Genomic DNA, 23,879 nt, shown 5'->3' with positions numbered 1-23,879 from the left:
TATGAATCCGATCCTGTTCAGCATAGGTTCTGTAAATATTTACGCTTACAGTGTGTACCTGACTGCCGGATGCCTGCTGGCTATGGGCTGGACCATGCGCGCTGCAAGACTTTGGGAACTGGATTACAAACTGGCTCCAGCCACCGGAATAATCGCAATTCTCAGCGGTATTATCGGAGCAAGGGCTCTTTATATCGGACTGTATCCCCAGGAATTCACTGGAAACCTGCTCAAAATATTCTATATCTGGCAGGGGGGACTGGTTTTTTCCGGTGCCATAATTTTCGGTTCACTGGCCGGGTTGCTCTACCTGCGTTCCAAACAGCAGCCGCTTCTGGATTGGATGGACTGTTTTGCTCCGGGAATCGCTCTGGGACAGGCCGTGGGCCGGCTGGGCTGTTTCTTTGCCGGCTGTTGTTACGGTAAACCGAGTGATCTGCCATGGGCTGTGACTTTCAAAAACACCTCATCCCTTGCGCCGCTTTTCCAGCCCCTGCATCCTACCCAGCTGTATCACTCCCTTGCCGGACTGATTACATTTCTTATTTTACTAGCCGTGGGAAACAAACTGCAAACAGAAGGCCGAATCACAGGTCTATTCCTTGTGTTGTTTTCTGCGTTCAGATTTATTATTGAATTTTTCAGGGCTGATTACCGGGGCGAACTCGGTCCATTGTCCATGACCCAATTCATAACACTTGTCTTTTTCGCAATTGGTATATACCTGTTATCAATATATAAAAAAAGGAGCACCTAATGTTCTTCGGAGCAATTCCCAATCTTCCCATGGAAACCTGGCTCATCATCCTCGGCAGTGTCGGTCTTTTTGCGGTCTTGACACTTTTCGCCATATGGGATGCATTCAACAGGGAATTCCCGTCAAACATGGAAAAGGTCGGCTGGATTCAGCTCTCGATCTTTATTCCATTTTTAGGCTGCATGGCTTACTTTCTACTTGGCAGAAAAAGGGGGAAAAAATATAATGAAGAATAATATGAAGAAATCTCTCATTGCCGCTCTTATCGCCTTTCCGCTGGCTACAGGTCTTAACGGCTGCGTTACCACATCCGATATGGACAAACTACGTATGGAACTGCGCCAGACCAGATCCCAGCTCAATAAAAAAATCGACAATGTCGAGCAGCAGACAGCTGCCGATAATGTTACCCTGCGGGAAGAGATAAAGAAGTCCAGCTCTCCAGTTCAAACCCAACAGGCAAACATGTACGCAGAAGTAAACGCCCTGAAAATGCAGGTCGCCAAACTTCAAGGCACCATAATCACCATGTCTGAATCTGTTAACAGGCTTGATGCCGGGGACAGCAACAGCACCGTAACTCTGGAAGGACTTTCCCAAAAAGTCGAACATATGCGCATGGCCCTTGAAAGCCAACTGGCTATTGACCTCGGCTTGATAAAGGCTCAGAATACCAAAAATAAAGCCACTCAGGAAGCTGTAGCTGAAACCGCAGCAGCTGTGGGCGGAATTGCAGCAGTTGTAGCTCCCGATCCCCAAAAAGCAGAATCTGCTGATCCGGCTCAGGCCCTGTACGACAAGGGACTCGCTGAATTCAAGGGACGTAAATATAAAGATGCCATCAGAGATATGGCTGAATTTACAAAGACTTTCCCTAAACACAAGCTTCTTCCCAACGCTATTTTCTGGGAAGGTGAATGTTACTACCAGCTCAAGGATTACGCTAATGCAGCCCTGAAATATCAGGGAGTTATAGCCAAATATTCCAAGAGCAATAAATACAGACCGGCACTGCTTAAGCAAGGACTCTGCCTGATCAAACTGGGTAAAACCAAATCAGGGCGTTATATTCTTGAGGACCTGATCAAAAAGTCCCCGGATTCCGCTGAAGCAAAACGCGCCAAAAGCATTATAAAAAACTTAAAATAATTTAACTGGATAAAGACAATGACTGACAGTAAGAATTTTAACAAAATCATCCACCTTTCCTTCCCTCCCAATACTTCCGGTCGCCCGGTGGTATGCAATCTGGGCAAACTCTACAACCTCAGCTTTAACATCCTGAAAGCTGACATCAACCCCAGACTTGAAGGAAGCATGACCCTTGAGATTACCGGTCTTGAGGAAGATTACCATAAGGGTATCAATTACCTTAAAGAAAACGGCGTACGGCTCATCCCAGTAGCCCAGAAAATAGCAAGGGATGAAGAATCCTGTATGCATTGCGGCATGTGCCTCGCCATGTGTCCCACCGGCGCCCTTTCACTGGATAAAGAAACCCGCATGGTACTTTTTGATCTGGACAAATGTACTGCCTGCGGTCTCTGCACCAAAGTATGTCCCGTGCGGGCCATGGAAGTCGATCCGCAGGATTAAACAGCACAAGAAAAAGGAATCCGCATGGACCGGAATACTCCGCACTACGCAAGTGTGAAAACCAGAATCAAGGGCTACGGACGCCTTTCAGGCTCCTTGGACAGCCAGCCCGTTTTCCGTGGTTTTACGGGTATGAAAAAACACCCGGCTGAAGACCTTGATGATTCAAAAGTTCCGGAATGGTTAAAAGTGTATGTAACAGAGCTGGACCGCAAACTTGACCAGCTTCTGGGAATACAAAGCAAAAAAGACCTCAAGCAGGATTTCCCCATTAACCTTGAAATTATGAAGATTTCCGGCAACGGAATGACCTTTCGTTCTGAAGACAACATACGCCCCGGCATTATGGAAGTTGTAATGGAAATTCAGCAGATTCCCTTACGTCTGGCCGGAGCCAAAGGAAATGTCAAAGCCGCAAAAAAAGCCGGGTACTGGGTTATGACATTTGAAAAAATCCGGGAACACGATCTGGAATCCATCATCCAGTTTGTTTTCAGTGAACAACGGGAACTTATAAGGACTGAGAAGCTGGGATAGCCCCTGCAAAATTAATATATCAACGCGAAGGAGAACGCAGTGATTCATGATGATCAGATAGTGCGGGAGATGATGGAAAAGGTTTCCGATGACCTTAGCAAAAGCCTTAAGGAAAGCATTGCGGATGCAGTGCAGAAGGAAATTTCCAAGAGCATGTCCCAAACTCTTCTGGAAGGCGAATTCTACCGTCGCATCAATATTGACCTGCAAAACGGTCTTCGGGACATTTATCAGGAAGTAGCCAAGGCCAAAAAAGGCCCTGCAAGTGCTTCTGAAACCGTTGTCTGCGTTGATTCAGACCCGGATCAGCTTTTTAATGAAGCATCCGACCAGCTCGATGCCATTATGCGCACCACAGAAAAAGCCACACAGGACATTATGGATATTCTTGAAAAGACACAGGAAACCCAGAGTGCCCTTGCAAAAATCATCAAGGCTTTTGAGTCCGGGGGCGTAAAAAAAGAACAAAGAGTTGAACTGTCCAACATCAACGACACTCTGGGTCAGGATATCATGACCATCATGACAACACTATCCTTTCAGGATTTGACTGGCCAGCGTATCAAAATCATCATTGATACCATCAAAAGCGTTGAAAAAATCGTTCTCGACCTTTACATGTCCACCGGACTTAAAATCAAAGCCCGCGAAGAGGCTCCTGAAAAATCTCTTGCGCAGCTTGATCAGGAAACTGAAAACAAAATGAGCGAACTGCAGGGGCCCACTGAAAAAGCCGATCAGGGAGATGTTGACGATCTGTTGGCATCCCTTGGTTTATAATCAGTTTATAGCATTGCCCTAATTCTGTTTTCACTAAAAAATTGAAAGCGGGAAGCCCTCTCCAAAGGATATGGCTTCCCGTTTTTTTATTACTAAAAATCACACATAATATAAGTCCGTATCGATACGTCCAGACAGAACATTACGCCACAGAACAACAGGCTGCTACCCCACACACCGCTGCTAGCTATTCTGATTTAAGCTCTTTTCCAGATCACCCGGAAAAAACTAATTCATCATGCCTGCCACACATTCAGGTATATCAATACGGTGAACGGAAAGCTCAGCCAATTCCTGACGTTTACGATACAGGGAACAATACTGCATGCGTAATTCATGGGCATCGTCCTTCTGCCACACCCACCCTGTGCTGTTTCCATCAGATTGGGAACAACACTTGCGATAGCGCCGGCAACCTCCTGGGCCTTGCCCATTACGGGATATTCATCGAGATCCAACTCTATCCAGTCTGCATTATATTGTTTGGATTGTTTACTCGTTATTGCAATATCGAAAGCATCACTTGAAGACGTATGCAGCATTGTAACCTTTGGCCACTCCTCCTTTGATGGACCTTCATAACTTTCCATAAATACAGATAAAGGAACAGGAAACAGCTTTGGGGGAAGATGGTCAAAGGATTCAAGACGTGGCAAAGATCCCAACTTCACAGGAGCAACCATTACCTCTCCGCTATAGGCACGAAGACTCTCCGCAAAGTCAGCCGGACACAGTTCAATATAACTTTTGCCTATCTCAGGAACAACAGCGTCCCAAAACACTAAATGCCCTATAGCTGAAGGAAAAGCAGCTGCAATGCATGGACCCAGCATACCGGAAAAACCTACACAAACAAGTACTGCATCTGAGAGGCCCACATCACAAATGTACCTTTTCAGCTTATCAACAGCATTACTGATTAAGCTTTCGCCTGTCCCGGAAGTATATCCCTCCATGGAATCCATGTAACTCGGTGTATGAACTTCATGTCCCTTATCCCTAAGCTCCAAATATATTTGTTTCCAAACTCCACTATCCTGAAATGCGTCATGCAATAATAAAAAAGTAGCCATAATTGATCTCGCTCCAATTTCGTATCTATGATTGAAATTCAGAATACCCAGCCCAAGCATTCTAATTTGCGGTATTTTGAGCATGGAGTGTGCCATATTTATAAATCAATTATTACAGGTATATAAAATCCACCGTATCTATTGCCGTTATAATGCATACAAAAATGAATGCACCGACAACTACCAATTTGTAGGTTTGCTACATTTTTGTAGATTACAATATTAAAGAATAACAATTTGCGAAGTTATTCCATCACCTGCTACAATTTATATATGAAAAATTTTGGACTCTGTTTTGCAGTCAGGATAGTATACGCTGTAATTTTGTAGTTTAAAATACAAGCATGTATAAACATCTGGTTCATTTTTGTAGAAATTAATATTTTATCCAGAATTCATCAAAAGACCATAGCGCTATATTTTGGAACATGAACATCAGGAGAGGACATGAGAGAACAGTTTGCTGCAGTAAATGAAAATATGAGCATTTTTGAAATCCTGACAAATCATCCTTATCTGATCGGTTTATTCAAAGAATATGGATTGGGTAAATTCGAGCAAACTGAAATTCTCGAAAAACTGGGACCTCTGCTCAAGCTGAAAACTCCTTTAAAAATGATGGGGATCAATAAAGGAAGTTTTGTTGAACTGCTTAATGAAAGCATCCTCGAACATAGTAAAAATTCTGATTTCACGTTGACTGAAAATCCAGAACGACAGAAGGACCTCACCTTACTTGCCTTGTTGCCCTGTGGTTTAAAAATGCCCTTTACACGTGCCTTTGAAGCCTTCACTACAGAGTACAACAAAGAACACGGCAACTCGTTAAAATATCTGCTTGAAGGTAATGTAAACCACGAACTTTCATACTATAAATACATAGACTCGGTGGAGTCTTTTGAAGAACTACCGGATATTGTGATCAGTTCCGATATTAACAGCTTCTATCACAAGTCCTTTCGAGAACATTTCCTCGAGAAAAAAGGCTTTGTAGATCTGCTTCCCAATAAAATTAATGCCGACTTTGAAAAAATCGCTTTTAATGATCCTGACAGCCAGTTTACCATGCTTTCGGCAAACCTTCTGGTTCTGGTCTCAATTGACGAACTGCTTGAAGAAAAACCTGCGGTAGAATCATGGAAAGACATTATGACTCCTGAATTTCAAAACGGAGTAGTAATGCGCGGTCAGGCAGAGTTTTTCTGCAACGGAGTCCTGCTACCCTTTTATTCACTTTTTGGAATGGAAGGGATTACAAACCTTGCCCGTTCAGTGCGAACCGGGGTTCATCCCTCAGAAATGGTAAAAATGATCGACAGCGGGAAGACTGATGTCGCTCCACTTTACATTATGCCCTATTTCTTCGCTCAAAAAATCAAAAATAAGGAACGTGTTTCTATACGTATTCCAAACGAGGGAGCCATAGTCAGCCCTGTACAGATGTTTGTTAAAAAAGATTCTCAGGATAAAGTTAAAGGAATAACTGACTTCCTGCTCAGCACAGAATTCGGTCAGTTATGTGCGGATGCTTACTTCCCTGCAGTAAACCCCGAAGTAAAGAACGTAACATCCCATATTGAAGAACTTTTATGGCTGGGATGGGATTTCTTAAAACAAAATGACATAGGGCAGCTGAAAAAGGACATAGAGAAAAATTTTATGGAGAATTTTCGCGCAACGGGAGGATATGTATGAGGCTTGTAACAGTCTCGGGTCCACCCTCATCAGGGAAGACCAGTGTCATCATAAAAACCATAGAAGCTTTACGGGAAGAAAAAACAAAATGCGGGGTGGTCAAATTTGACTGCCTTTCAGCTCAGGACCAGATTTTATATCACACAAAAGATATTCCGATAAAAACAGGACTTTCAGGCAACCTTTGTCCCGATCATTTTTATGTCAGCAATATTGAAGCAGCCCTTGAATGGGCTCAGGGTGAGCAGTTTGACTATCTGATCACTGAAAGTGCCGGACTTTGTAACCGCTGCTCTCCACACATAAAGAATATTCTTGCGGTGTGTGTAATAGACAACTTAAGCGGAGTTAATACTCCTAAAAAGATCGGTCCCATGTTAAAACTGGCTGATATTGTTGTCATCACAAAAGGAGATATTGTCTCTCAGGCTGAACGTGAAGTATTTGCCTTTAGAGTCCGGCAGGTAAACCCGCGGGCTAAAATCATTCAATTTAATGGTGTTACCGGACAGGGAAGTTTCTATCTGAAAAAAGCTCTTCCTGAAACGGACGAGATCGGTTCACTTAGAGGATCAACGCTACGTTTTACCATGCCCGGAGCCTTGTGTTCATACTGCCTTGGTGAAAAAGCTATTGGGGAAGATAAACAGATCGGGGTTTCAAAGCTCATGGAATTTGATGGATGATGGACAAATACTCTAGTTTTACCATTGGAAAACTTCTGGAGCAGTTTCCTTGGGCTGAAGATTTTTTTTCAACCTACTCAATTGACAGTTCAAAATGGAAAAATTGTTCTTTTGATACACTTTGCAAATCCTTGACTGAAGATTTTTACTCGGAGAGAGGTCTTTCACCTTCCGATTTTTCGAATATTTTTTTTCTTTATCTAGAAGAAATGAATACTTTCGCTGAAAGTAAGACCAATAAAATTAAATCCATTAAGATTCTTCCCGGACGCAATAAAACGGGAAAATCAGAATCCCATGAAGTGTTGCTTGAAATGGGAAAGATTACAGCAATTGTAGGTCCCACAGGATCAGGTAAAAGCAGGCTGTTGGAGGATATAGAATGTCTGGCCCAGAGGGATACTCCAACCCGGAGAAAAATTCTGGTAGATGGTGAAGAGCCTTCCTATGACGCCCGTTTTTCCTGTGAAGGACGATTAATCGCTCAGCTTTCACAAAATATGAACTATGTAATGGACCTTTCTGTTCAGGAATTTCTAACCATGCATGCCGAGAGCAAACTGGCTGATAATGTTGAGAATCTGGTCGAAACCGTTTTTGAAAAGGCAAACAATCTGGCAGGTGAGCCCTTCTTTAAAGATACTCCGGTTACTCAACTCTCCGGTGGGCAAAGCCGTGCTCTCATGATTGCAGACACAGCTCTTTTGAGTCAGGCGCCGATTATACTTATCGACGAAATCGAAAATGCAGGAGTAGATAAAGGCAAGGCCCTTGAATTGCTTATCGATAACAATAAAATAGTGCTCATTGCTACCCATGATCCCTATCTCGCCCTTTGTGCCGACCAGCGGATAATTATTAAAAATGGCGGGATTGAAAAAATCATTAAAACTACCGGTAACGAGCAGAAAAAACTTATCAAACTAAAAGAACTGGAAGAGACATTGAACAGTCTTCGCAATTCTCTTCGCAGGGGAGACATTCTTTAATATTTGATAATTTTATTGCAAAACAAATTTTAAGGAAGCCGCAAAATAGACCATAAGAAAAAGGCTTACGTTTTTCAACGTAAGCCTTTGTGAATTCAAGCTGGCGGAGAGGAGAGGATTTGAACCTCCGATAGCGTTAACTATACACGCTTTCCAGGCGTGCTCCTTAAGCCGGACTCGGACACCTCTCCGCTTGGGTGAAAAAGGGTTTAGCTAAATCAGACCTGCTTGGCAAGTACTTTTTTAAATTTTCTTCAATTATTTTAAATTAAATGCAAAAATGGCCCTATTTAGGCAACTGCAGGCTTCCGATAAATTTTTCCAGAGACTCGGCTTTTATGCGCTCCAGAACTTTCGGCAACTCTTCCGCAATCTTGAAGGCAGTATCCGGGCTGATGAAGTTTCCGGTTCCGATCTGCACTGCCCGTGCGCCGACGAGCAGAAATTCTGCCGCATCTTCGGCTGTGGTGATGCCGCCAAGTCCCATGACCGGAATTTTTACGGCATTCACAGCCTGATATACGCAACGAAGCGCCACAGGCTTCACAGCAGGACCGGACAGACCTCCGATTACGTTGGCAAGACGCGGGATTCTGCGTTCGATATCCACAGCCATGCCGGAAAGGGTGTTGATCAGCGAAAGAGCATCCGCCCCGCCGTCTTCCGCAGCTCTGGCACAGACAGTGATGTCGGTGACATTGGGCGAAAGCTTGATGATGACCGGCTTGTTGCCGGAATTCTTCTTAACGGCCTCGGCAACCCTTGTAATCTGCTTAGGGTCCTGTCCAAAGGCAATACCACCCTCTTTTACGTTCGGGCAGGAAACATTGACCTCAAGGGCTGCTACGCCCTCTTCACCGGCCAGAACTCCGGCCAGCTCGCCGAACTCCTCGGCATCAGTGGCATAAAGGTTTGCCAGTACAGGCAGTGTCTTCCACGGCAGCTTAGGCAGCTTATCCTTGAGGAATACTTCCACACCCGGATTCTGGATACCGATGGCATTGAGCATACCGCAAGGGGTTTCAGCGATTCTGGGCATGGGATTCCCTTCTCTCGGCTTGAGGGAAAGCCCCTTGACCACAATTCCCCCCAGAGATTCAAGATCGCCGAAACGCTTGAATTCGAGGCCGAATCCGAATGTCCCGGAAGCGGTGAGGATGGGGTTCTTAAGCTTCAGTCCGGCAAAATCAATTGATACATCCATGTCTTAATCCTCCAGACTGAGATTATTGGCTTTGAAAACAGGCCCGGTGGTACAGACCTGAGTATGATGATCATCAGTATCCTTGCAGACACAGCCGAGACAGGCCCCTACTCCGCAGGCCATGCGGTTTTCAAGGGAAAGCTCTGCATCAGCTCCGAACCTGTTGGCTGCGGCCCAGATTGTTTTCAGGAACGGGTGAGGACCGCAGGCCACGATAAGGCCTCCATTTTCAGCGTATTCCTTTACCAGTTCCTCCACCCTTGCAATAATGGAGGGGATATCTTCAGGTTTGGTTTCACGGAGATCTTCCACATCAACCTTGTCCGCAATACCTTTGTAAGGATAGTTTTCAAGCGGAGGACGGTGAGCGAAGAATAATTTCAAATTTTCAGGCTGCGGATGGGTATCGACATATCCGCAAAAGGGGGCTAAACCCATCCCTCCGGCGAGCATGAGTACGGGTCGATCCTGCGGTTTACTGAAAAAGTTACCCAGCGGTCCCCAGATATTCACTTCATCGCCTTCTTTAAGTTCCAGCAGACGGGCAGTCCCGCGACCGACAACCTGAAAAAGGATAGTCAGACTGGTCTCATCTGCGTTACAAATGGAAAAAGGACGTCCCCAGACGAGGTCCAGAGGCCATGAAAAGGGCCTGATCATGACGAACTGTCCGGCCCGCCAACCCGGCTTCCAGTCCGGATATTCGAGTTTGAGTTCGACTATTTCCTCACCGGGTGAGGATAATCCGAGGGGCTTGTTGCTAATGACTTTCACAGCCCTGCAATTGTTTGCACTCATGATTTAATCCTGTAGATTTTTGCTGACCGCACCTTGCGGCATAAGCGTGATACATTATGAATGAACATAAACCAGAAATTCTTGCTCCGGCAGGCGACAAATCGTCTTTCCTTGCAGCCATAGCCGCAGGTGCGGATGCCGTCTATGCCGGACTTAAACATTTTTCCGCTCGCATGGAAGCTTATAATTTCGCTACCAGTGAGCTTGCAGCCCTTGCGGAACTGGGCAGGGAAAACGGAGTCCGCACCCATATTCCCATGAACACCCTCATCAAACCTGATGATATAAACTCTGCAGCACGCCTTGTGGAACGAATCTCCCGTACAGTCAAGCCGGATGCCCTGATCATTCAGGATATCGCCATGGTTGAGATAGCACGTCAGGCCGGCTTTGAAGGTGAGCTGCACCTTTCAACCCTCGCCAACGTCAGCCACCCTGCGGCCCTGAAAACAGCGAAAGAACTGGGCGTGGACCGCGTGGTTGTTCCCCGTGAACTCAATCTTGATGAAATCAGAATGATGGCCGAGGCCTGCCCTGATTCCATGACTTTAGAAATGTTTGTCCACGGTGCGCTCTGCTATTCCGTTTCCGGGCGCTGCTACTGGAGCTCCTTCTTCGGCGGCAAAAGCAGCCTGCGTGGCCGTTGTGTCCAGCCATGCCGCAGACTCTACTCCGGAGCCAAGCGTAAGGAAGCACCCAAACGCTTATTCTCCTGTCTTGATCTCAGCCTCGATATTCTGACCAAACCGACCCTTGCCATCCCCAAAGTCAGCTCATGGAAAATCGAAGGCCGTAAAAAAGGCCCCCACTACGTATATTACACCGTTGCTGCGTACAAAATGCTACGCGACAACCCCAATGACGCCAAGGTCAAAAAAGATGCTGTGGAGCTGTTGGAACTTGCACTGGGCAGACCTTCTTCACATTCGGTATTCCTGCCGCAACGTCCGTTCACTCCTCTGGATCCTTCCAACGAAACCGGTTCAGGGTTTCTGATCGGTATCACCAAGCAGGAAAAAGACGGCAAGCCTTTTTTCAATTGCCGTCAGGAGCTCCTTGCCGGAGACTTCCTGCGCATCGGTTATCAGGACCAACCCGGCCACCAGACCATGAAGATACGCAAATTCATCCCCAAAAGGGGCAAAGTATCCATTCCGGTCAAAGGCAAAACACGCCTCAAATCCGGCACACGGGTATTCCTCATTGACCGCCGCGAAGAAGGTCTGGTCAAGGCGCTTAAAAGGCTTGATGCAAAACTTTCAAAGATCAGTGTTGCGGAGAATGCAGCCAGCGAGATGGTTATAGATCTGCCACAGCCCTGCCCGCTTCCGGAAAGAACCGCCCGCCACACTTTGCAGCGCAATCCCCCCAAGGGGAAAACCAAATTCGGTACAGATGTCTGGCTTTCCATGAACGCCCTCAAGCGCACTCCGCGTCCGGCTGTTTCCAAAATATGGTGGCATCTGCCCCCGGTGGTCTGGCCCGACGAAGAAAAGGAAGTCCAGAAGATCATCGACATCTGCCTTAGCGGTGGTGGACGTGATTTCGTGCTCAACTCACCTTGGCAGAAGGCTTTCTTTCCCAAAAATGCCCAAGTCCGCTTTCATGCGGGACCGTTCTGCAACGTATCCAACCCGCTGACCATCGAGATACTGGCCGACATGGGCTTTTCATCCGCATACGTCAGCCCGGAACTGGCCCGTGAGGACTTCCTTGCCCTGCCCCGGAACAGCCCGATTCCGCTCGGAGTTATCCTTTCCGGCATGTGGCCTCTTGGACTTTCAAGGATAATGGCCGATGAAACCGAGCTGATGAGCCCGATTTACAGCCAGAAAAAGGAAATCTGCTGGGCGCGACAATACGGACAGACCTACTGGATCTATCCCGGCTGGCCGCTCGATTTCAACGCTGAACGCAAGGTGCTGGAAAATTCCGGCTATACCATGTTCCTCAATATCGAAGAGCCTTGGCCGCGCGCTGTACCCGAACCGCAACGTACCAGTAATTTCAACTGGGATTTAAGCTTACTGTAATGCCTCCGGCGGCTGGGGAAGGAAAACTTTTGCAAAAGCTTTCCTTCCCCAGACCCCATTTTTTCAAAACCTCTTGATAAGGCTTCGCCGCTGTAGACAAAAAATTTACTTAAACCTCTGATCCTGTTTACCCGCAAACAAGTCAGTACGCCTTGCAATTAACCAAAAGTACCGCCATTCCAGCCGAACATCATCCTTTCATGATCGGCAAACTCAATATAAATCCGATCTGCTGAAATTCCGGCTTTATCCTCCATAAATTTACACAGGGTAGCGGAAAGGTCCTTACACTGCTCCGGCTGCAGGCCAAGACTCTTAAAGCTGAGCAAAGCACATGGATCTGTCTTGCCGCCGAACCCCATCTTCAATCCGTCATGCACAGCAACCATGACGAACCCTTCAGGCTTGCCGACATTGCCGGCAGTCAATTTTGAAAGGTCTGCCACAAAATCATCATCCGAAATTTCAACGTTTGTTTCTACTCTCACGTAAGGCATAAACTTCTCCCGGATTATTTACAATCTTCCATCATTTTACGCAGATAATCAGCAGCCCGCCCCCCCTTGAGGGCTGGCCCCCAGAGCTCGGTAATCATTTGCTGATGCAACTCAAGTGCTTCGGGGGCAGATGTTAGCATGCCCACGCCAAGCCGTACATTGGGAAAATGCGACAATTTATAGGGACTCAGGCAAAGAGTGGATCGTTCAGATTGGCGGAAAATCTGAAAATGAGTGCTCGGAACAGAATCAACGAGCAGACCGATCTGCACACCGATGGGTTGCTCTTCCAACAGCTTAATTACGTTTTCAACCTCGCGCCGGGCAACCTCACGCCGTTCCTGCAACACCCTATCGGGCAAATCGAATGTCCCCACAAAACCACTCCGCAGAAATTGCTCAAGAGTCGTCGCCGAGGCAAGGTTGACCATACTTGGTCTGCGCTGTTTGTATCCCTTTTTTCGCTCTTTCAAAACAGCTAAAACATCAGATATGTGCTGCAGCGTATCAGGATCATTCTGCAATTCTTCTGGCAAACCTTCTTTAATGGATATTTCAAGGTATTCGTCAAATTCATCCGTAGTCAGCAAATACGAAACCAGCCCGAACATAACCGACAACTGCTCGGATTCAGCCTCATTCTGACGCATGCGCTCGAAAAAACTGATGGCAGAAGATATGTACTCCACCCCAACCCCCATTAATGAGGGCAGGGAAACCCCGAACAACTCAGCAATGGATTCCAGAGCTTCCAATTTAGGGGGATCACCTTTTTCATATCTGTATAAAGCAGCCCTTGATATCCCGATCTTGCTCGCAATCTCTTCGGTGCTGTATTTACTTCCCAGCCTGAAAGCCTTCAGGCGCTGACCTATTTCTTTAGGACTGAGTTCACTCATTCGCCGGTCTCCGTAAGAGCTTAAAACTTTTAATTTCCATAATTGTTATCAATTATGACTCAAAATCTCATTTTTGTGAACATTTATTTGAATTGTGTCAAAAATGAGATTTCACTTGACAATAATCTATTTTTTGACCCAAAGTTAAATTTCCAAATCATAACTGCACGCAGAAACGAATTTCCTTTGAATTAATCCTGCAGGCTGTTAAATTTGCAATCAAACTCGATTGTCGATCGGAAAAAATGCCGGACTGCACGGTTCCGGTAAAACTTGATCATGTGATACTGTCAGGCAGTTTCACTTACACACTTTCAGGAGGCTTCCTCAATGAAATTTTTCGGACGAATTGTTACAATAGTTCTGGCTTTATGCATGGTCATGGGTGGAGTAATTGCCGCCAATGCCGCCAAATATGAAGCTCGCATCGGTCACCTTGAATCACCTCTCCAGCCCCGTCATAAGGGACTGGAAAAAGTCGCCAAACTCGTTAAAGAACGCACAAACGGCGAAGTGGAATTTAAAATTTTCCCTTCTTCCCAGCTCGGCAACCAGCGCCAGATGAACGAAGGTGTTCAGTTCGGAACCATCGAAGGTACTATTTCTCCAGCTGCTTTTCTCGGCGGATTCAACCCTGCTGTTTCCATCATGGACATCCCTTTCCTGCTTCCTGTCGACCGCGCAAAAGCACAGGAACTGCGTCAGGGAAAATTCGGTAAAGCCCTGCTCAAATCCTTTGATTCCAGAGGATTCAAAGCAATCGCAACATGGCCCAACGGTCGTAAGAACTTTACCTCCAACAAGCCTATCAATTCCATTGCAGACTACAAAGGACAGTCCTTCCGCGTAATGGACTCAAAAATCCTTATCGAACAGTTTGCAGCTATAGGTGCTTCCGCAATCGCCCTGCCTTTCGGCGAACTTTACACCGCCCTGCAGAACGGCGTTGTTGACGGCGAGGAAAACCCCCTCGATACCATCCAGCGCATGAAGTTCTACGAAGTACAGAAATACCTCGTTACTTCCGAACACGGCGCCATGGAAGACTATGTTCTCTTCAACCCCACTTACTGGGAATCCCTTCCTGAAAATTACCAGAAGATCATCGTTGATGCTTTCATGGAAGTAATGCCCGGAGTAGAAGCCCACAAAGAGCAGGCTCAGCAGGACGCTCTTGAAGTCATCAAGAAAGCAGGTGTTAATGTTTCCCCCCTGCAGCCTGCAGACCGCGCTGCCATGCGTGAACTCATGTACCCCAAAACCAAAGAAGCCTACCTTGAGCGCGCTGGTGCTGAAGGCGAAAAGCTTATCAAGCTTTACGAAGAAGAATACGCACGTATTGTAAAATAGTTATAAGTTCATTCAAGGCAGGAGAGGTCAGCCTCTCCTGCCTTTTAGTAATTCCACTCACGAGATAATCATTTGGTGTAAATTTTACCTGAGAATGAACATAATTTTATTTTCAGGAAGTTACATCAGGAGTTCCAAATGCGTAAATTACTGGGATCCCTGCTTGGAGGGATACGTATAATAGAAAGGGTGCTGATCATTTCCATCAACCTGATCATGGTCGGCCTGTATACCTTTAATGTTCTTGTCAGGGAAACAATGCCCCAATACTCCAGTACCTTCGCATGGATTGATGAAGCCACCAGACTGCTCATGGTCTGGGCCGTTTTTATCGCCCTCGGCCTTGCCCTTGAAAGGGGCCGTCAAGTGGCAGTAACCACGCTTTTCGAAAAAATGCCCGAATTGCCCCGCAAGGCGGTCAGCATTCTGATCAACCTTACCGGGACTGTTTTCAGCTGCTATCTGGTCTGGCTTGGTGTCGCCCTTGTTAAATTCGTAATGCGCACCGGACAGCTCAGCCCGACTCTCGGACTACCCATGTACTGGCTCTACATAGCGCCCACCATCGGTTTCGGACTGCTGGCGCTTCGCTACCTGCTCGAACTTTTAAACATCAATGACCGCCACACACGGCCCATCGCCACTATTACAAAGTAGTGTGCAGTCATTCAAATAAAACCAAATTATTTTAGAAATTCACATTAATTTTATTCATTAAATTCATCTTCATGATTTTAATACGTGCAACAGCAGTAAAGACAGGTAGCTGACATGACTCCCGTAATTATACTCATCGCCCTTTTAATGCTCGTCTGTGGTTTTGAAATGCTTCTGGTACTTGGTATACCGGCATTCCTCACCAAAACTTTCTTGTTTCCCCGTATTCCGGATCCGGTTCTGATCCAGAAGCTTGTAGGCGGCATCAACTTTTCCACCCTGCTGGCAATCCCCTTTTTCATTTTTGCCGCAGAACTTATGGCTTCCGGCCAGATTGCCAAACGCCTCACCGACTTGATCAAATTTTTCACCGGTCACCGTCTCGGCGGCATCGGCCACACTACAATTTGCGGTTCCATGGCCTTCGGTTCCGTTTCCGGCTCTGCCCCGGCAACAGTGGCTGCCATGGGCAAGCTTATGTATCCGGAACTGCGTAAAACCGGATTCAGCGAAAAATTCAGCCTCGGCCTGATTGTTTCAAGCGCTGAAACCGCCCTGCTCATCCCGCCCAGTATAACCCTGATCATCTATGGCTGGATGACCGGGACATCCATCACCGGGCTGTTCATCGGAGGTCTGGGAGTCGGAATAACACTCGGACTGGCTTTTGGCGGTCTGGTAATCTTTGAATCCCTGCGCAAAGGCGTCGGTCGCGGGAAAAAAGCCAGCGAGCCTTTTTTCACCGTATTCAAATCAGCTGCGTGGGCACTGGGACTTCCGGTCATTATTCTCGGCGGTATCTACTCCGGACTGTTCACCCCTACAGAAGCGGCCGCGATATCTGTAGTTTACGCGATTATTATCGAAGCTTTCATATACAAGAACCTGTCATTCTCCAGATTGATCAAAATCACCGAACAGGCTGCTATTTCCACCACCATCATTTTCATCCTGCTGGCTATGGGCAGCGTTCTTTCCTACTTTGTAACCCTTGCTCAGGTTCCTGTACTTATCACAAACTTTTTAACTGCAATTGATGCAGGACCGATCACTTTTCTGATGATTGTCAATATTGCATTTTTCCTTGCAGGAATGTTCATTGATCCTAACTCGGCTCTGTTGATTCTCGTGCCGCCTCTTTATCCGGTAGCACTTTCCATGGGTGTTGATCCAATCCACTTCGGTCAGATAGTTTGCCTTAACATCTGCATCGGCATGATCACCCCGCCCTTCGGGCTGGACATTTTCGTAGCCTCCTCCACACTTGAAAAGCCGGTTATGTCCATCATCAATGGAGTCTGGCCGTTCCTGTTCATCAATATTCTGGTCCTCATTCTGGTCACCTATGTCCCCGGTCTGGCAACATTCCTGCCCAGCCTCATTGCTCCCTAAAAAAGGAAGTCTAGAATGATGAATGCTATGACCAGTAATATAGGCGGAACAGGCAGCACAAGTCCGCACCCGGTACCCCAGACTCCGGCATCTCTGGAGCATCTTACCGCCGATGCTGTACAGCTCTTTGACGATCTGAAAGAACTCTCACGCGATGTAGAAGGAGTATCCCGTCCTTCGTACGGCGAAGCGGAAACACGAGCCTTTGAGATGATTGAAAAATTCGCTCAAAAAGAAGGATTGCTCACCCACCGCGACAATGCTGCAAACCTTGTCATTGAGTTGGAGAAAATTCCCTCTGACGCAGAATACATCCTCATCGGATCACACCTTGATTCTGTACCTCAGGGTGGAAACTACGATGGAGCCGCCGGTGTTATCGCCGGACTGCTTTGCCTTACGGAAATCAAGCGAAGCGGAAAGACTCCTGAGACTCCGGTAAAAGTCATTGCCCTGCGGGGAGAAGAAAGTGCATGGTTCGGAGCCTGTTACCTCGGCTCCAAAGCCCTGCTCGGCAAACTGGAAGAGTCCGAACAGGAACTCCTTCAGCGCGATGACAGCCGTCCGCTCAAAGAACACATGGCTGCCTGCGGAGCGGATATAGAGCGCATTGCCAAAGGAGAAATGCTCATTGACACCTCAAAGATCAAAGCATTTTTCGAACTGCATATAGAACAGGGGCCGGTAATGATCGCCCGTAACCTCCCGGTTGCTGCTGTGACCGGAATCAGGGGCAATATCCGCCACCGCAGGATCAAATGCATAGGTGAGGCCGGACATTCCGGAGCTGTTCCCCGCTGGTTGCGCAAAGACGCGGTCTTCGCTACCGCGGAACTGATCACCCGTATTGATGACCACTGGACCACCATCCTTCAGCATGGTGGAGATCTTGTAGCAACCTGCGGCATTTTATGTACCGATCCGCAGCATCATGCCATGTCGCGCATTCCCGGTGAAGTGACTTTCAGTTTCGAAGCCCGCAGCCAATACGAACATACCCTTGCGGCCATTGAGGCCCTGCTCCACTCGGAGTGCGCCACCATCACCCATGAACGCAGGGTACATTTTGAATTTGACAAACCGGTTAAGACTCCGCCTGCTGTTATTGATCAGGAAATTGTGGATCGTATAAACAATGCTTGCATTGCGGAAGGCTTACCTGTAGAAGCAATTCCAAGTGGAGCAGGACACGATGCCTCGCTCTTCGCCAACGCGGGTGTTTCTACAGGCATGATTTTCGTACGCAACCGCAACGGCTCCCACAACCCGGAAGAAGAAATGGATATGGATGATTTTATCCGGGGCCTTTCTGTACTGCACCGCACAATTACGGAGTTCAGCTCATGAACACTGAAATAACCATCATAAGACCTGATGACTGGCACCTTCACCTGCGTGATGGCGAGATGCTTGCGGCAGTACTCCCTTCCAGTGCAAAGATTTACGGTCGGGCCATTATCATGCCCAATCTGGTGACTCCGATAACTACAGCTGAACAGGCAGAAGAATACCGCAAGCGTATCATTGCAGTGAGACCGGAAGAATCACACTTCGAACCGCTCATGACCTGCTACCTGACCGATTCCACTTCCGCGGATGAACTTCATACAGCTTTTGCAGTTCAGGCTTTTCATGCTGTAAAACTTTTTCCTGCCGGGGCAACCACCAACTCCGATAACGGAGTTACCGACATCAAAAAGGTTTACCCCGTGCTGGAGGCCATGCAGGAAATCGGCTTGCCCCTTTCCGTACACGGTGAAGTTGTAGACCCGGAAGTGGATGTTTTTGACCGGGAAGCTGTATTCATCGAGCGGGTACTGGAGCCGGTTCGCAAAAGATTTCCCGAACTCAAAATCGTATTCGAACACCTGACCAGCAAGGACGGGGTTGATTACGTGCTGGAGCAGGATAAAAATATGGTTGCCACCATAACCCCGCACCACCTGCTGCTGACCCGCAATGATCTTTTCAAAGGCGGCATGAATCCATACATGTACTGCCTGCCTGTAGCCAAAACATTTGAAGACCGCGAGGCCGTGCGCAAAGCAGCTGTTTCCGGTGATGAAAGGTTTTTTCTCGGCACTGACTCCGCCCCCCATCCGGCCCGTGCAAAGGAAAAAGCAGGCGCTGCTGCAGGTATTTTCAATGCCCCCACTTCAATAGGATATGTAACCCAGGTATTTGACGAGCTTAATGCTCTGGACAAACTCGAAGGGTTTACTTCAATATATGGTGCCAGATTTTACGGTTTTTCCACCAATGGCAGCACTATTACCTTAGCCAAACAGGAAGAAGCCGTCGAAATGGACTGGCAGATCAAAGTCGGTGCTGATATCGTAAAGATATTCAAGCCCGACACTCCCTTATTTTGGGATATGGTTGATTGATAAAGGCTGAGCCGTTATATTCCGGTTCAGCTTTTTTTTCGCGATACAAATAACACAAGGAGAAAAAATGGTTCCCACCAGCTTTCCCGACAATGAGACCATCGCTGAAATCACAGCGAAGATGCTTATTGAAGTAGAAGCAGTTCACTTCCGAGCAGATGAACCCTTCAAGTTCACCTCCGGCTGGGCCAGCCCGGTCTACATTGACTGCCGCAAACTTATTTCCTTCCCCCGCGTCCGTAATACCTTGATGGATTTCGGCGCATCCATAATCCTGCGTGAATGCGGTTTTGAATCCATCGACTGCGTTGCCGGCGGTGAAACCGCAGGCATTCCTTTTGCCGCATGGCTTTCCGACCGCCTCATGCTGCCCATGCAGTACGTACGTAAAAAACCCAAAGGATTTGGCCGTGACGCCCAGATCGAAGGTGATTTTTCAGAAGGTTCCAAAGTCCTGCTGGTTGAAGACCTGACCACCGACGGTCGCAGCAAGATCAACTTCGCACAGGCCCTGCGCCATGCCGGAGCGGAAGTAACTCACACCTTCGTACTCTTCCACTACGGCATCTTCCCCAAGACCAAGGAAACCCTGGCTGCAGCCGGACTTGAAATGCTCTCTCTCGCAACATGGTGGGATATCCTCAATGTTGCCAAGAAGGAAAAGTACTTCGACAGCAAGTCCCTTGATGAAGTAGAAAAATTCCTCAACAACCCTGTTGAGTGGTCCGCCGCTCACGGTGGAATCTCTACTTACCCTGAGTAAGAACGCTTTCGGCGGCTCTGCCGAAGCCTTTTACAAAAGGGCTTAATAATCCCAAAAACTTTTATAGTTTTTACCCGGATTCATATCGGGAAGATGGTTTTCAAAAATCATCTTCCCGTTTTTTATTTGCAAATGGATTGAAATCAACTTTAAAGGCCTGCCGGGATTGATTAATTATACGATGCAGGAGTATAGTCTGAAACTAACGTCAGGTTTATTCAGGCAAAACGACTGTTTTATCTTTTTCTTCATTAATTAAACTACGATCCCAAGGACCGACCATGAAAGTTTACGTAGGAATGAGTGCAGACCTTATTCATCCCGGCCACATGAACATCCTCAATATTGCAGCATCGTATGGGGAAGTTGTTGTCGGACTACTGACAGATAAGGCTATTGCAAGTTACAAACGACTCCCGTTCATGACCTACGAACAACGGGAAATGGTCATAAATAACATCAAGGGTGTTACCGAAGTCATACCGCAGCATACTCTTGATTACGTTGAAAATCTTGAAAAAGTCCGCCCTGATTACGTTGTTCACGGCGATGACTGGAAAACAGGACCGCAAAAGCAGACCAGGGAAAGAGTTATCGCTACTATCGCCCAATGGGGTGGAGAACTTATTGAACCCGAGTACACGAAAGGGATCAGTTCCACCCAGTTAAACGGCATGCTCAAAGAAATCGGGGTTTCACCTGTAACACGCCAGCAAAGGCTCAAAAGACTTCTGGCGAACAAAACAATTGTCCGCACCCTTGAAGCACACAGCGGACTCAGCGGCCTGATAGTTGAAAACGCAAATGTAAAAAAGGACGGACGCGTAGTAGAATTCGACGCCATCTGGGAAAGCAGCCTGACGGACTCAACAATGAAGGGCAAACCCGACATTGAAGCGGTGGACACAACTTCACGGCTGCAAACCATAAATGAAATTTTCGAAGTCACCACAAAACCCATGATTTACGACGGAGACACTGGCGGCAAACCGGAACATCTGGCATTTACCGTTCGTTCGCTTGAGAGGCTTGGAGTTTCTGCAATTGTTATTGAAGACAAAGTTGGCCTGAAAAAAAACTCACTGTTCGGAACAGAAGTTGAACAGTATCAAGCATCCATTGAAGATTTCTGCCATAAAATCGAGGTCGGGAAGAAAAGTCAGGTCGGTAAGGATTTTATGATTTTTGCCCGAATTGAGAGCCTTATTTTCAACAAGCCTGTAGATGACGCCATTGAAAGGGCCACCGCTTATCTGGGGGCCGGTGCCGACGGCGTAATGATCCACACCAAGAGCAAATCAGAAAAAGATATCATTGAATTCTGCCGGCGCTATCAGGAACTTGGTCATACAGCTCCCATTATTGCTGTCCCTTCCAGCTACAATCAGGTTTACGAACAGCAGCTAATTGATGCTGGAGTAAAAATTGTTATTTATGCCAACCACCTGTTGCGTGCCGCATACCCTGCCATGATGGATGTTGCCCGGACCATACTTAAAAACGAACGATCTTTCGAGTGCAACGACACCTGCATGAGCATCAAAGAAATTCTCGAACTCATACCCGGAACAAAATAAAATGATTGATCCCCTTTTTTTTCTAGAAATATGCAAAGAGAAAGGTTTCAGCTCATTTTACGGAGTCCCGGACTCCACATTGAAGCATTTCTGTACTGCAGCAACTGATGATGAGGAATTAAAGCACACTATATGCGTAAACGAAGGTGCCGCCGTCGGTGCTGCCATCGGTTACCATCTGTCCACCGCCGGAGTCCCGGTAGTATATATGCAGAATTCAGGGTTGGGGAATGCGGTTAATCCACTTACGTCGCTGGTTGCGAAAGAAATATACTCAATCCCCATGCTGCTTGTGATCGGCTGGAGAGGCGAACCCGGTGTTAAAGATGAACCGCAGCACAAATTTCAGGGTAGAATAACCTGTGAAATGCTGCAGAATCTCGAGATACCTTTCTCTGTTATCGACGAAAATTCAGAGATTGAAGCAGAACTTTTCAAGGCAGTTTCTTTCTTCCAAAACCATGATTCGCCCTATGCCATGCTGATAAAAAAAGGGACTTTCTCCGAGTACACGGCAAAGAAGAACAGTACAGGCAAGGCCTATCCGCTGAGCAGGCAAAAGACAGTTGAATGCATTGTTAAAGCCCAAACTGAAAATACTGTGATTGTCGCCACTACCGGCATGGCTTCCCGAGAACTCTTTCATACCAGAAAAGAAAACGAAATTTCACACGGGACCGATTTTCTTACAGTAGGCGGCATGGGGCATGCTTCATCCATTGCCTTAGGAATAGCGGCCAATTCCCCAGACAAAAAAGTAATCTGCCTTGATGGTGACGGGGCCTGCCTCATGCACCTTGGGGCAATGGCAACAATCGGTTCAAGCGGTATAAACAATCTGATCCACATTGTAATCAACAATGGAGAGCACGGTTCTACCGGCGGACAACCGACAGTTGCCAGAGAAATTGACCTGTGTGAGATAGCCAGAGCGTGCGGGTACTCTACAGCAGCGAGGGTTGAGTCAGAAGAAACACTCGACAAGAAACTGGCTGAAGCTGAAAATCTTTGTTTCCTGGAGGTTATGACCAATAACTCCAAATCAAAAGACATTGGCAGGCCGACCAGTACTCCATTGGAAAACAAAAAAATGTTTATGGAAAATTTCCGATGATAACATTCAGCGGTGCAGGAAGCCTGAAACAACTTCTGGCCGAAATAAGAAATCAAAAATACCGGAAAATATTAGTAGTAACCGGCAAAACATCATTTAAGCAATCCGGCTTAAAAGACAAAATTATTTCTGAACTCCAAAGCAGCGAGCTTGTCTTTTTTTCCGATTTTTCACCCAATGTAAAATTTGAAGAGACAGGCAAAGGATACCATACAATTAAATCTTCCGGTATTGAAGCCATCTTGGCCATTGGCGGCGGGAGTGTCATTGATATGGCCAAAACATTATCTTTGGACGAAGACTTAAGACAAGCCATTCGAGGGCAAGTAGAAATCAGTAGGACACTACCTCTCTTTTGCGCCCCGACAACAGCAGGTTCGGGCAGTGAAGCCACACATTTTGCTGTCATTTATATGGATGGACAGAAATACTCTCTGGCTCACGAAAAACTTCTTCCTGACGGGGTGGCAATCGATCCGGAACTTAGCTCCTCAATGCCGCCATACCTTACAGCATGTTCTGGATTTGATGCACTCAGTCAGGCTATTGAATCTTATTGGGCCAAAGGGGCGACCAAGGAAAGCCGGGAGTACGCCTCTAAAGCTATTTCCATGATTCTTCCTTACCTTGAAAAAGCCGTCCTCAACCCTGATCAAGAAAGCAGAGAAAGTATGGCTATGGGGGCTCATTATGCAGGAAAAGCCATCAATATAAGCAAAACAACCGCTCCCCACGCCTTTTCATATTATTTAACAACAAAATACCACATCCCACATGGGCATGCCGTGGCAATATTCACAGGCCTGTTTTTCAAAATCAATAAAGAAGCTGTTCCCAGCAGGTTATATGAATTAATGAATTGCAAAACAGCCGAAGAATGCTGTGATCTCTGGTATGAAAAAATGAAGCGGTGCGGCTTGGAGTTCAGCATAAATAAATTGGGAATTCCAGAATCGGTCTACGGCAGAATCGTAGAATACGTCAATCTGGAACGACTTAAAAATAATCCGGTTAATCCGGACAAAAAAATCTTACTGACCATACTTACGCAATTTTTCGGATCCGTTTAGCTCCTGCACCCTGTAGATCCGCAAG

Annotated in this window: 24 protein-coding genes and 1 tRNA gene; 19 read left to right on the top strand and 6 right to left on the bottom strand. The window is 46.8% G+C overall.

From position 1 onward, the window contains the following. Nucleotide 1 precedes the first annotated feature (1 nt). Genes lgt through ACKU41_RS01135 form a run of 6 tightly spaced genes read left to right on the top strand, consistent with a single transcriptional unit; the run spans nucleotide 2 to nucleotide 3,670 of the window. The gene (gene lgt / locus ACKU41_RS01160; RefSeq protein WP_321403550.1) at nucleotides 2-757 is read left to right on the top strand and encodes a prolipoprotein diacylglyceryl transferase; all 756 of its coding nucleotides are present in this window, start codon (nucleotides 2-4) and stop codon (nucleotides 755-757) included. After that, nucleotides 757-993 (top strand): PLD nuclease N-terminal domain-containing protein, encoded by a 237-nt coding sequence (locus tag ACKU41_RS01155; RefSeq protein WP_319779548.1) that lies wholly within the window; start codon nucleotides 757-759, stop codon nucleotides 991-993. The genes lgt and ACKU41_RS01155 overlap by 1 nt, the downstream gene beginning before the upstream one ends. Further along, nucleotides 983-1,906: a tol-pal system protein YbgF gene (ybgF, locus tag ACKU41_RS01150; protein WP_321403546.1), complete on the top strand. Its 924-nt coding sequence runs from the start codon at nucleotides 983-985 to the stop codon at nucleotides 1,904-1,906. Before ACKU41_RS01155 ends, ybgF begins: the two co-directional genes overlap by 11 nt. 18 nt (nucleotides 1,907-1,924) lie before the next feature. Beyond that, nucleotides 1,925-2,353, top strand: a complete 429-nt coding sequence (locus tag ACKU41_RS01145; RefSeq protein WP_319779545.1) for a 4Fe-4S binding protein — start codon at nucleotides 1,925-1,927, stop codon at nucleotides 2,351-2,353. Nucleotides 2,354-2,377: 24 nt separating this feature from the next. After that, nucleotides 2,378-2,890, top strand: coding sequence for a hypothetical protein (locus tag ACKU41_RS01140; protein WP_321403543.1), 513 nt, complete (start codon nucleotides 2,378-2,380; stop codon nucleotides 2,888-2,890). A 39-nt stretch (nucleotides 2,891-2,929) separates the two neighbouring features. Next, the gene (locus tag ACKU41_RS01135) at nucleotides 2,930-3,670 is read left to right on the top strand and encodes a protein phosphatase CheZ (protein WP_319779543.1); all 741 of its coding nucleotides are present in this window, start codon (nucleotides 2,930-2,932) and stop codon (nucleotides 3,668-3,670) included. Nucleotides 3,671-3,906: 236 nt separating this feature from the next. Here the strand turns inward: ACKU41_RS01135 and ACKU41_RS01130 are convergent, their stop codons facing one another. Continuing rightward, nucleotides 3,907-4,839, bottom strand: a complete 933-nt coding sequence (locus ACKU41_RS01130) for a hypothetical protein (RefSeq protein WP_321403541.1) — start codon at nucleotides 4,837-4,839, stop codon at nucleotides 3,907-3,909. Nucleotides 4,840-5,190: 351 nt separating this feature from the next. Between ACKU41_RS01130 and ACKU41_RS01125 the strand changes: the two genes are divergently transcribed. The 3 genes from ACKU41_RS01125 (at nucleotide 5,191) to ACKU41_RS01115 (ending at nucleotide 8,113) form a co-directional block, all read left to right on the top strand. After that, the gene (locus ACKU41_RS01125) at nucleotides 5,191-6,438 is read left to right on the top strand and encodes an ABC transporter substrate-binding protein (RefSeq protein ID WP_321403538.1); all 1,248 of its coding nucleotides are present in this window, start codon (nucleotides 5,191-5,193) and stop codon (nucleotides 6,436-6,438) included. Further along, the gene (locus ACKU41_RS01120; protein WP_321403536.1) at nucleotides 6,435-7,124 is read left to right on the top strand and encodes a GTP-binding protein; all 690 of its coding nucleotides are present in this window, start codon (nucleotides 6,435-6,437) and stop codon (nucleotides 7,122-7,124) included. The genes ACKU41_RS01125 and ACKU41_RS01120 overlap by 4 nt, the downstream gene beginning before the upstream one ends. Nucleotides 7,125-7,333: 209 nt before the next feature. Further along, the gene (locus ACKU41_RS01115) at nucleotides 7,334-8,113 is read left to right on the top strand and encodes an ATP-binding cassette domain-containing protein (RefSeq protein WP_321403530.1); all 780 of its coding nucleotides are present in this window, start codon (nucleotides 7,334-7,336) and stop codon (nucleotides 8,111-8,113) included. A 101-nt stretch (nucleotides 8,114-8,214) separates the two neighbouring features. Here ACKU41_RS01115 and ACKU41_RS01110 read toward each other — a convergent pair. The 3 genes from ACKU41_RS01110 to ACKU41_RS01100 form a co-directional block, all read right to left on the bottom strand. Then, nucleotides 8,215-8,304 (bottom strand) — tRNA-Ser (locus ACKU41_RS01110). A gap of 95 nt (nucleotides 8,305-8,399) precedes the next feature. Then, a complete protein-coding gene (locus ACKU41_RS01105; RefSeq protein WP_321403528.1) occupies nucleotides 8,400-9,317 on the bottom strand; it encodes a dihydroorotate dehydrogenase in 918 nt (305 codons plus the stop codon). Between the two features lie 3 nt (nucleotides 9,318-9,320). Next, nucleotides 9,321-10,115, bottom strand: a complete 795-nt coding sequence (locus ACKU41_RS01100) for a dihydroorotate dehydrogenase electron transfer subunit (protein WP_319779535.1) — start codon at nucleotides 10,113-10,115, stop codon at nucleotides 9,321-9,323. A gap of 56 nt (nucleotides 10,116-10,171) precedes the next feature. On the opposite strand from ACKU41_RS01100, the gene ACKU41_RS01095 reads away from it, so the two are divergent. Next, nucleotides 10,172-12,148: a U32 family peptidase gene (locus ACKU41_RS01095; RefSeq protein WP_319779534.1), complete on the top strand. Its 1,977-nt coding sequence runs from the start codon at nucleotides 10,172-10,174 to the stop codon at nucleotides 12,146-12,148. A gap of 158 nt (nucleotides 12,149-12,306) precedes the next feature. Here the strand turns inward: ACKU41_RS01095 and ACKU41_RS01090 are convergent, their stop codons facing one another. After that, on the bottom strand, nucleotides 12,307-12,645 hold the full coding sequence (locus ACKU41_RS01090; RefSeq protein WP_319779532.1) for a phenylpyruvate tautomerase MIF-related protein: 339 nt from the start codon (nucleotides 12,643-12,645) through the stop codon (nucleotides 12,307-12,309). Nucleotides 12,646-12,659: 14 nt separating this feature from the next. Then, nucleotides 12,660-13,544 (bottom strand): helix-turn-helix transcriptional regulator, encoded by an 885-nt coding sequence (locus tag ACKU41_RS01085; protein WP_319779531.1) that lies wholly within the window; start codon nucleotides 13,542-13,544, stop codon nucleotides 12,660-12,662. Nucleotides 13,545-13,874: 330 nt separating this feature from the next. Here ACKU41_RS01085 and ACKU41_RS01080 point away from each other — a divergent pair, with 330 nt between their 5' ends. The 9 genes from ACKU41_RS01080 (at nucleotide 13,875) to ACKU41_RS01040 (ending at nucleotide 23,854) form a co-directional block, all read left to right on the top strand. After that, a complete protein-coding gene (locus ACKU41_RS01080) occupies nucleotides 13,875-14,894 on the top strand; it encodes a TRAP transporter substrate-binding protein (RefSeq protein ID WP_319779530.1) in 1,020 nt (339 codons plus the stop codon). Between the two features lie 138 nt (nucleotides 14,895-15,032). Continuing rightward, nucleotides 15,033-15,551, top strand: coding sequence for a TRAP transporter small permease (locus ACKU41_RS01075; RefSeq protein ID WP_319779529.1), 519 nt, complete (start codon nucleotides 15,033-15,035; stop codon nucleotides 15,549-15,551). A 114-nt stretch (nucleotides 15,552-15,665) separates the two neighbouring features. Then, nucleotides 15,666-16,943, top strand: a complete 1,278-nt coding sequence (locus ACKU41_RS01070) for a TRAP transporter large permease (protein WP_319779528.1) — start codon at nucleotides 15,666-15,668, stop codon at nucleotides 16,941-16,943. A gap of 15 nt (nucleotides 16,944-16,958) precedes the next feature. Continuing rightward, nucleotides 16,959-18,290, top strand: coding sequence for a Zn-dependent hydrolase (locus ACKU41_RS01065; protein ID WP_321403523.1), 1,332 nt, complete (start codon nucleotides 16,959-16,961; stop codon nucleotides 18,288-18,290). Continuing rightward, nucleotides 18,287-19,330, top strand: a complete 1,044-nt coding sequence (pyrC, locus tag ACKU41_RS01060) for a dihydroorotase (RefSeq protein ID WP_321403521.1) — start codon at nucleotides 18,287-18,289, stop codon at nucleotides 19,328-19,330. Before ACKU41_RS01065 ends, pyrC begins: the two co-directional genes overlap by 4 nt. 67 nt (nucleotides 19,331-19,397) lie before the next feature. After that, nucleotides 19,398-20,093, top strand: coding sequence for an orotate phosphoribosyltransferase (locus ACKU41_RS01055; protein WP_319779525.1), 696 nt, complete (start codon nucleotides 19,398-19,400; stop codon nucleotides 20,091-20,093). A gap of 281 nt (nucleotides 20,094-20,374) precedes the next feature. Continuing rightward, nucleotides 20,375-21,670: a phosphoenolpyruvate mutase gene (gene aepX / locus ACKU41_RS01050; protein ID WP_321403520.1), complete on the top strand. Its 1,296-nt coding sequence runs from the start codon at nucleotides 20,375-20,377 to the stop codon at nucleotides 21,668-21,670. A gap of 1 nt (nucleotide 21,671) precedes the next feature. Then, on the top strand, nucleotides 21,672-22,784 hold the full coding sequence (aepY, locus tag ACKU41_RS01045; protein WP_321403519.1) for a phosphonopyruvate decarboxylase: 1,113 nt from the start codon (nucleotides 21,672-21,674) through the stop codon (nucleotides 22,782-22,784). Further along, a complete protein-coding gene (locus ACKU41_RS01040; RefSeq protein ID WP_321403516.1) occupies nucleotides 22,781-23,854 on the top strand; it encodes a phosphonoacetaldehyde reductase in 1,074 nt (357 codons plus the stop codon). Before aepY ends, ACKU41_RS01040 begins: the two co-directional genes overlap by 4 nt. Nucleotides 23,855-23,879 lie beyond the last annotated feature (25 nt).

The organism is Maridesulfovibrio sp. (assembly GCF_963678865.1).
GTDB lineage: Bacteria > Desulfobacterota > Desulfovibrionia > Desulfovibrionales > Desulfovibrionaceae > Maridesulfovibrio.
Note: the sequence above shows the minus strand (reverse complement) of the source record. Positions and strands in the feature narration are given on the sequence as shown.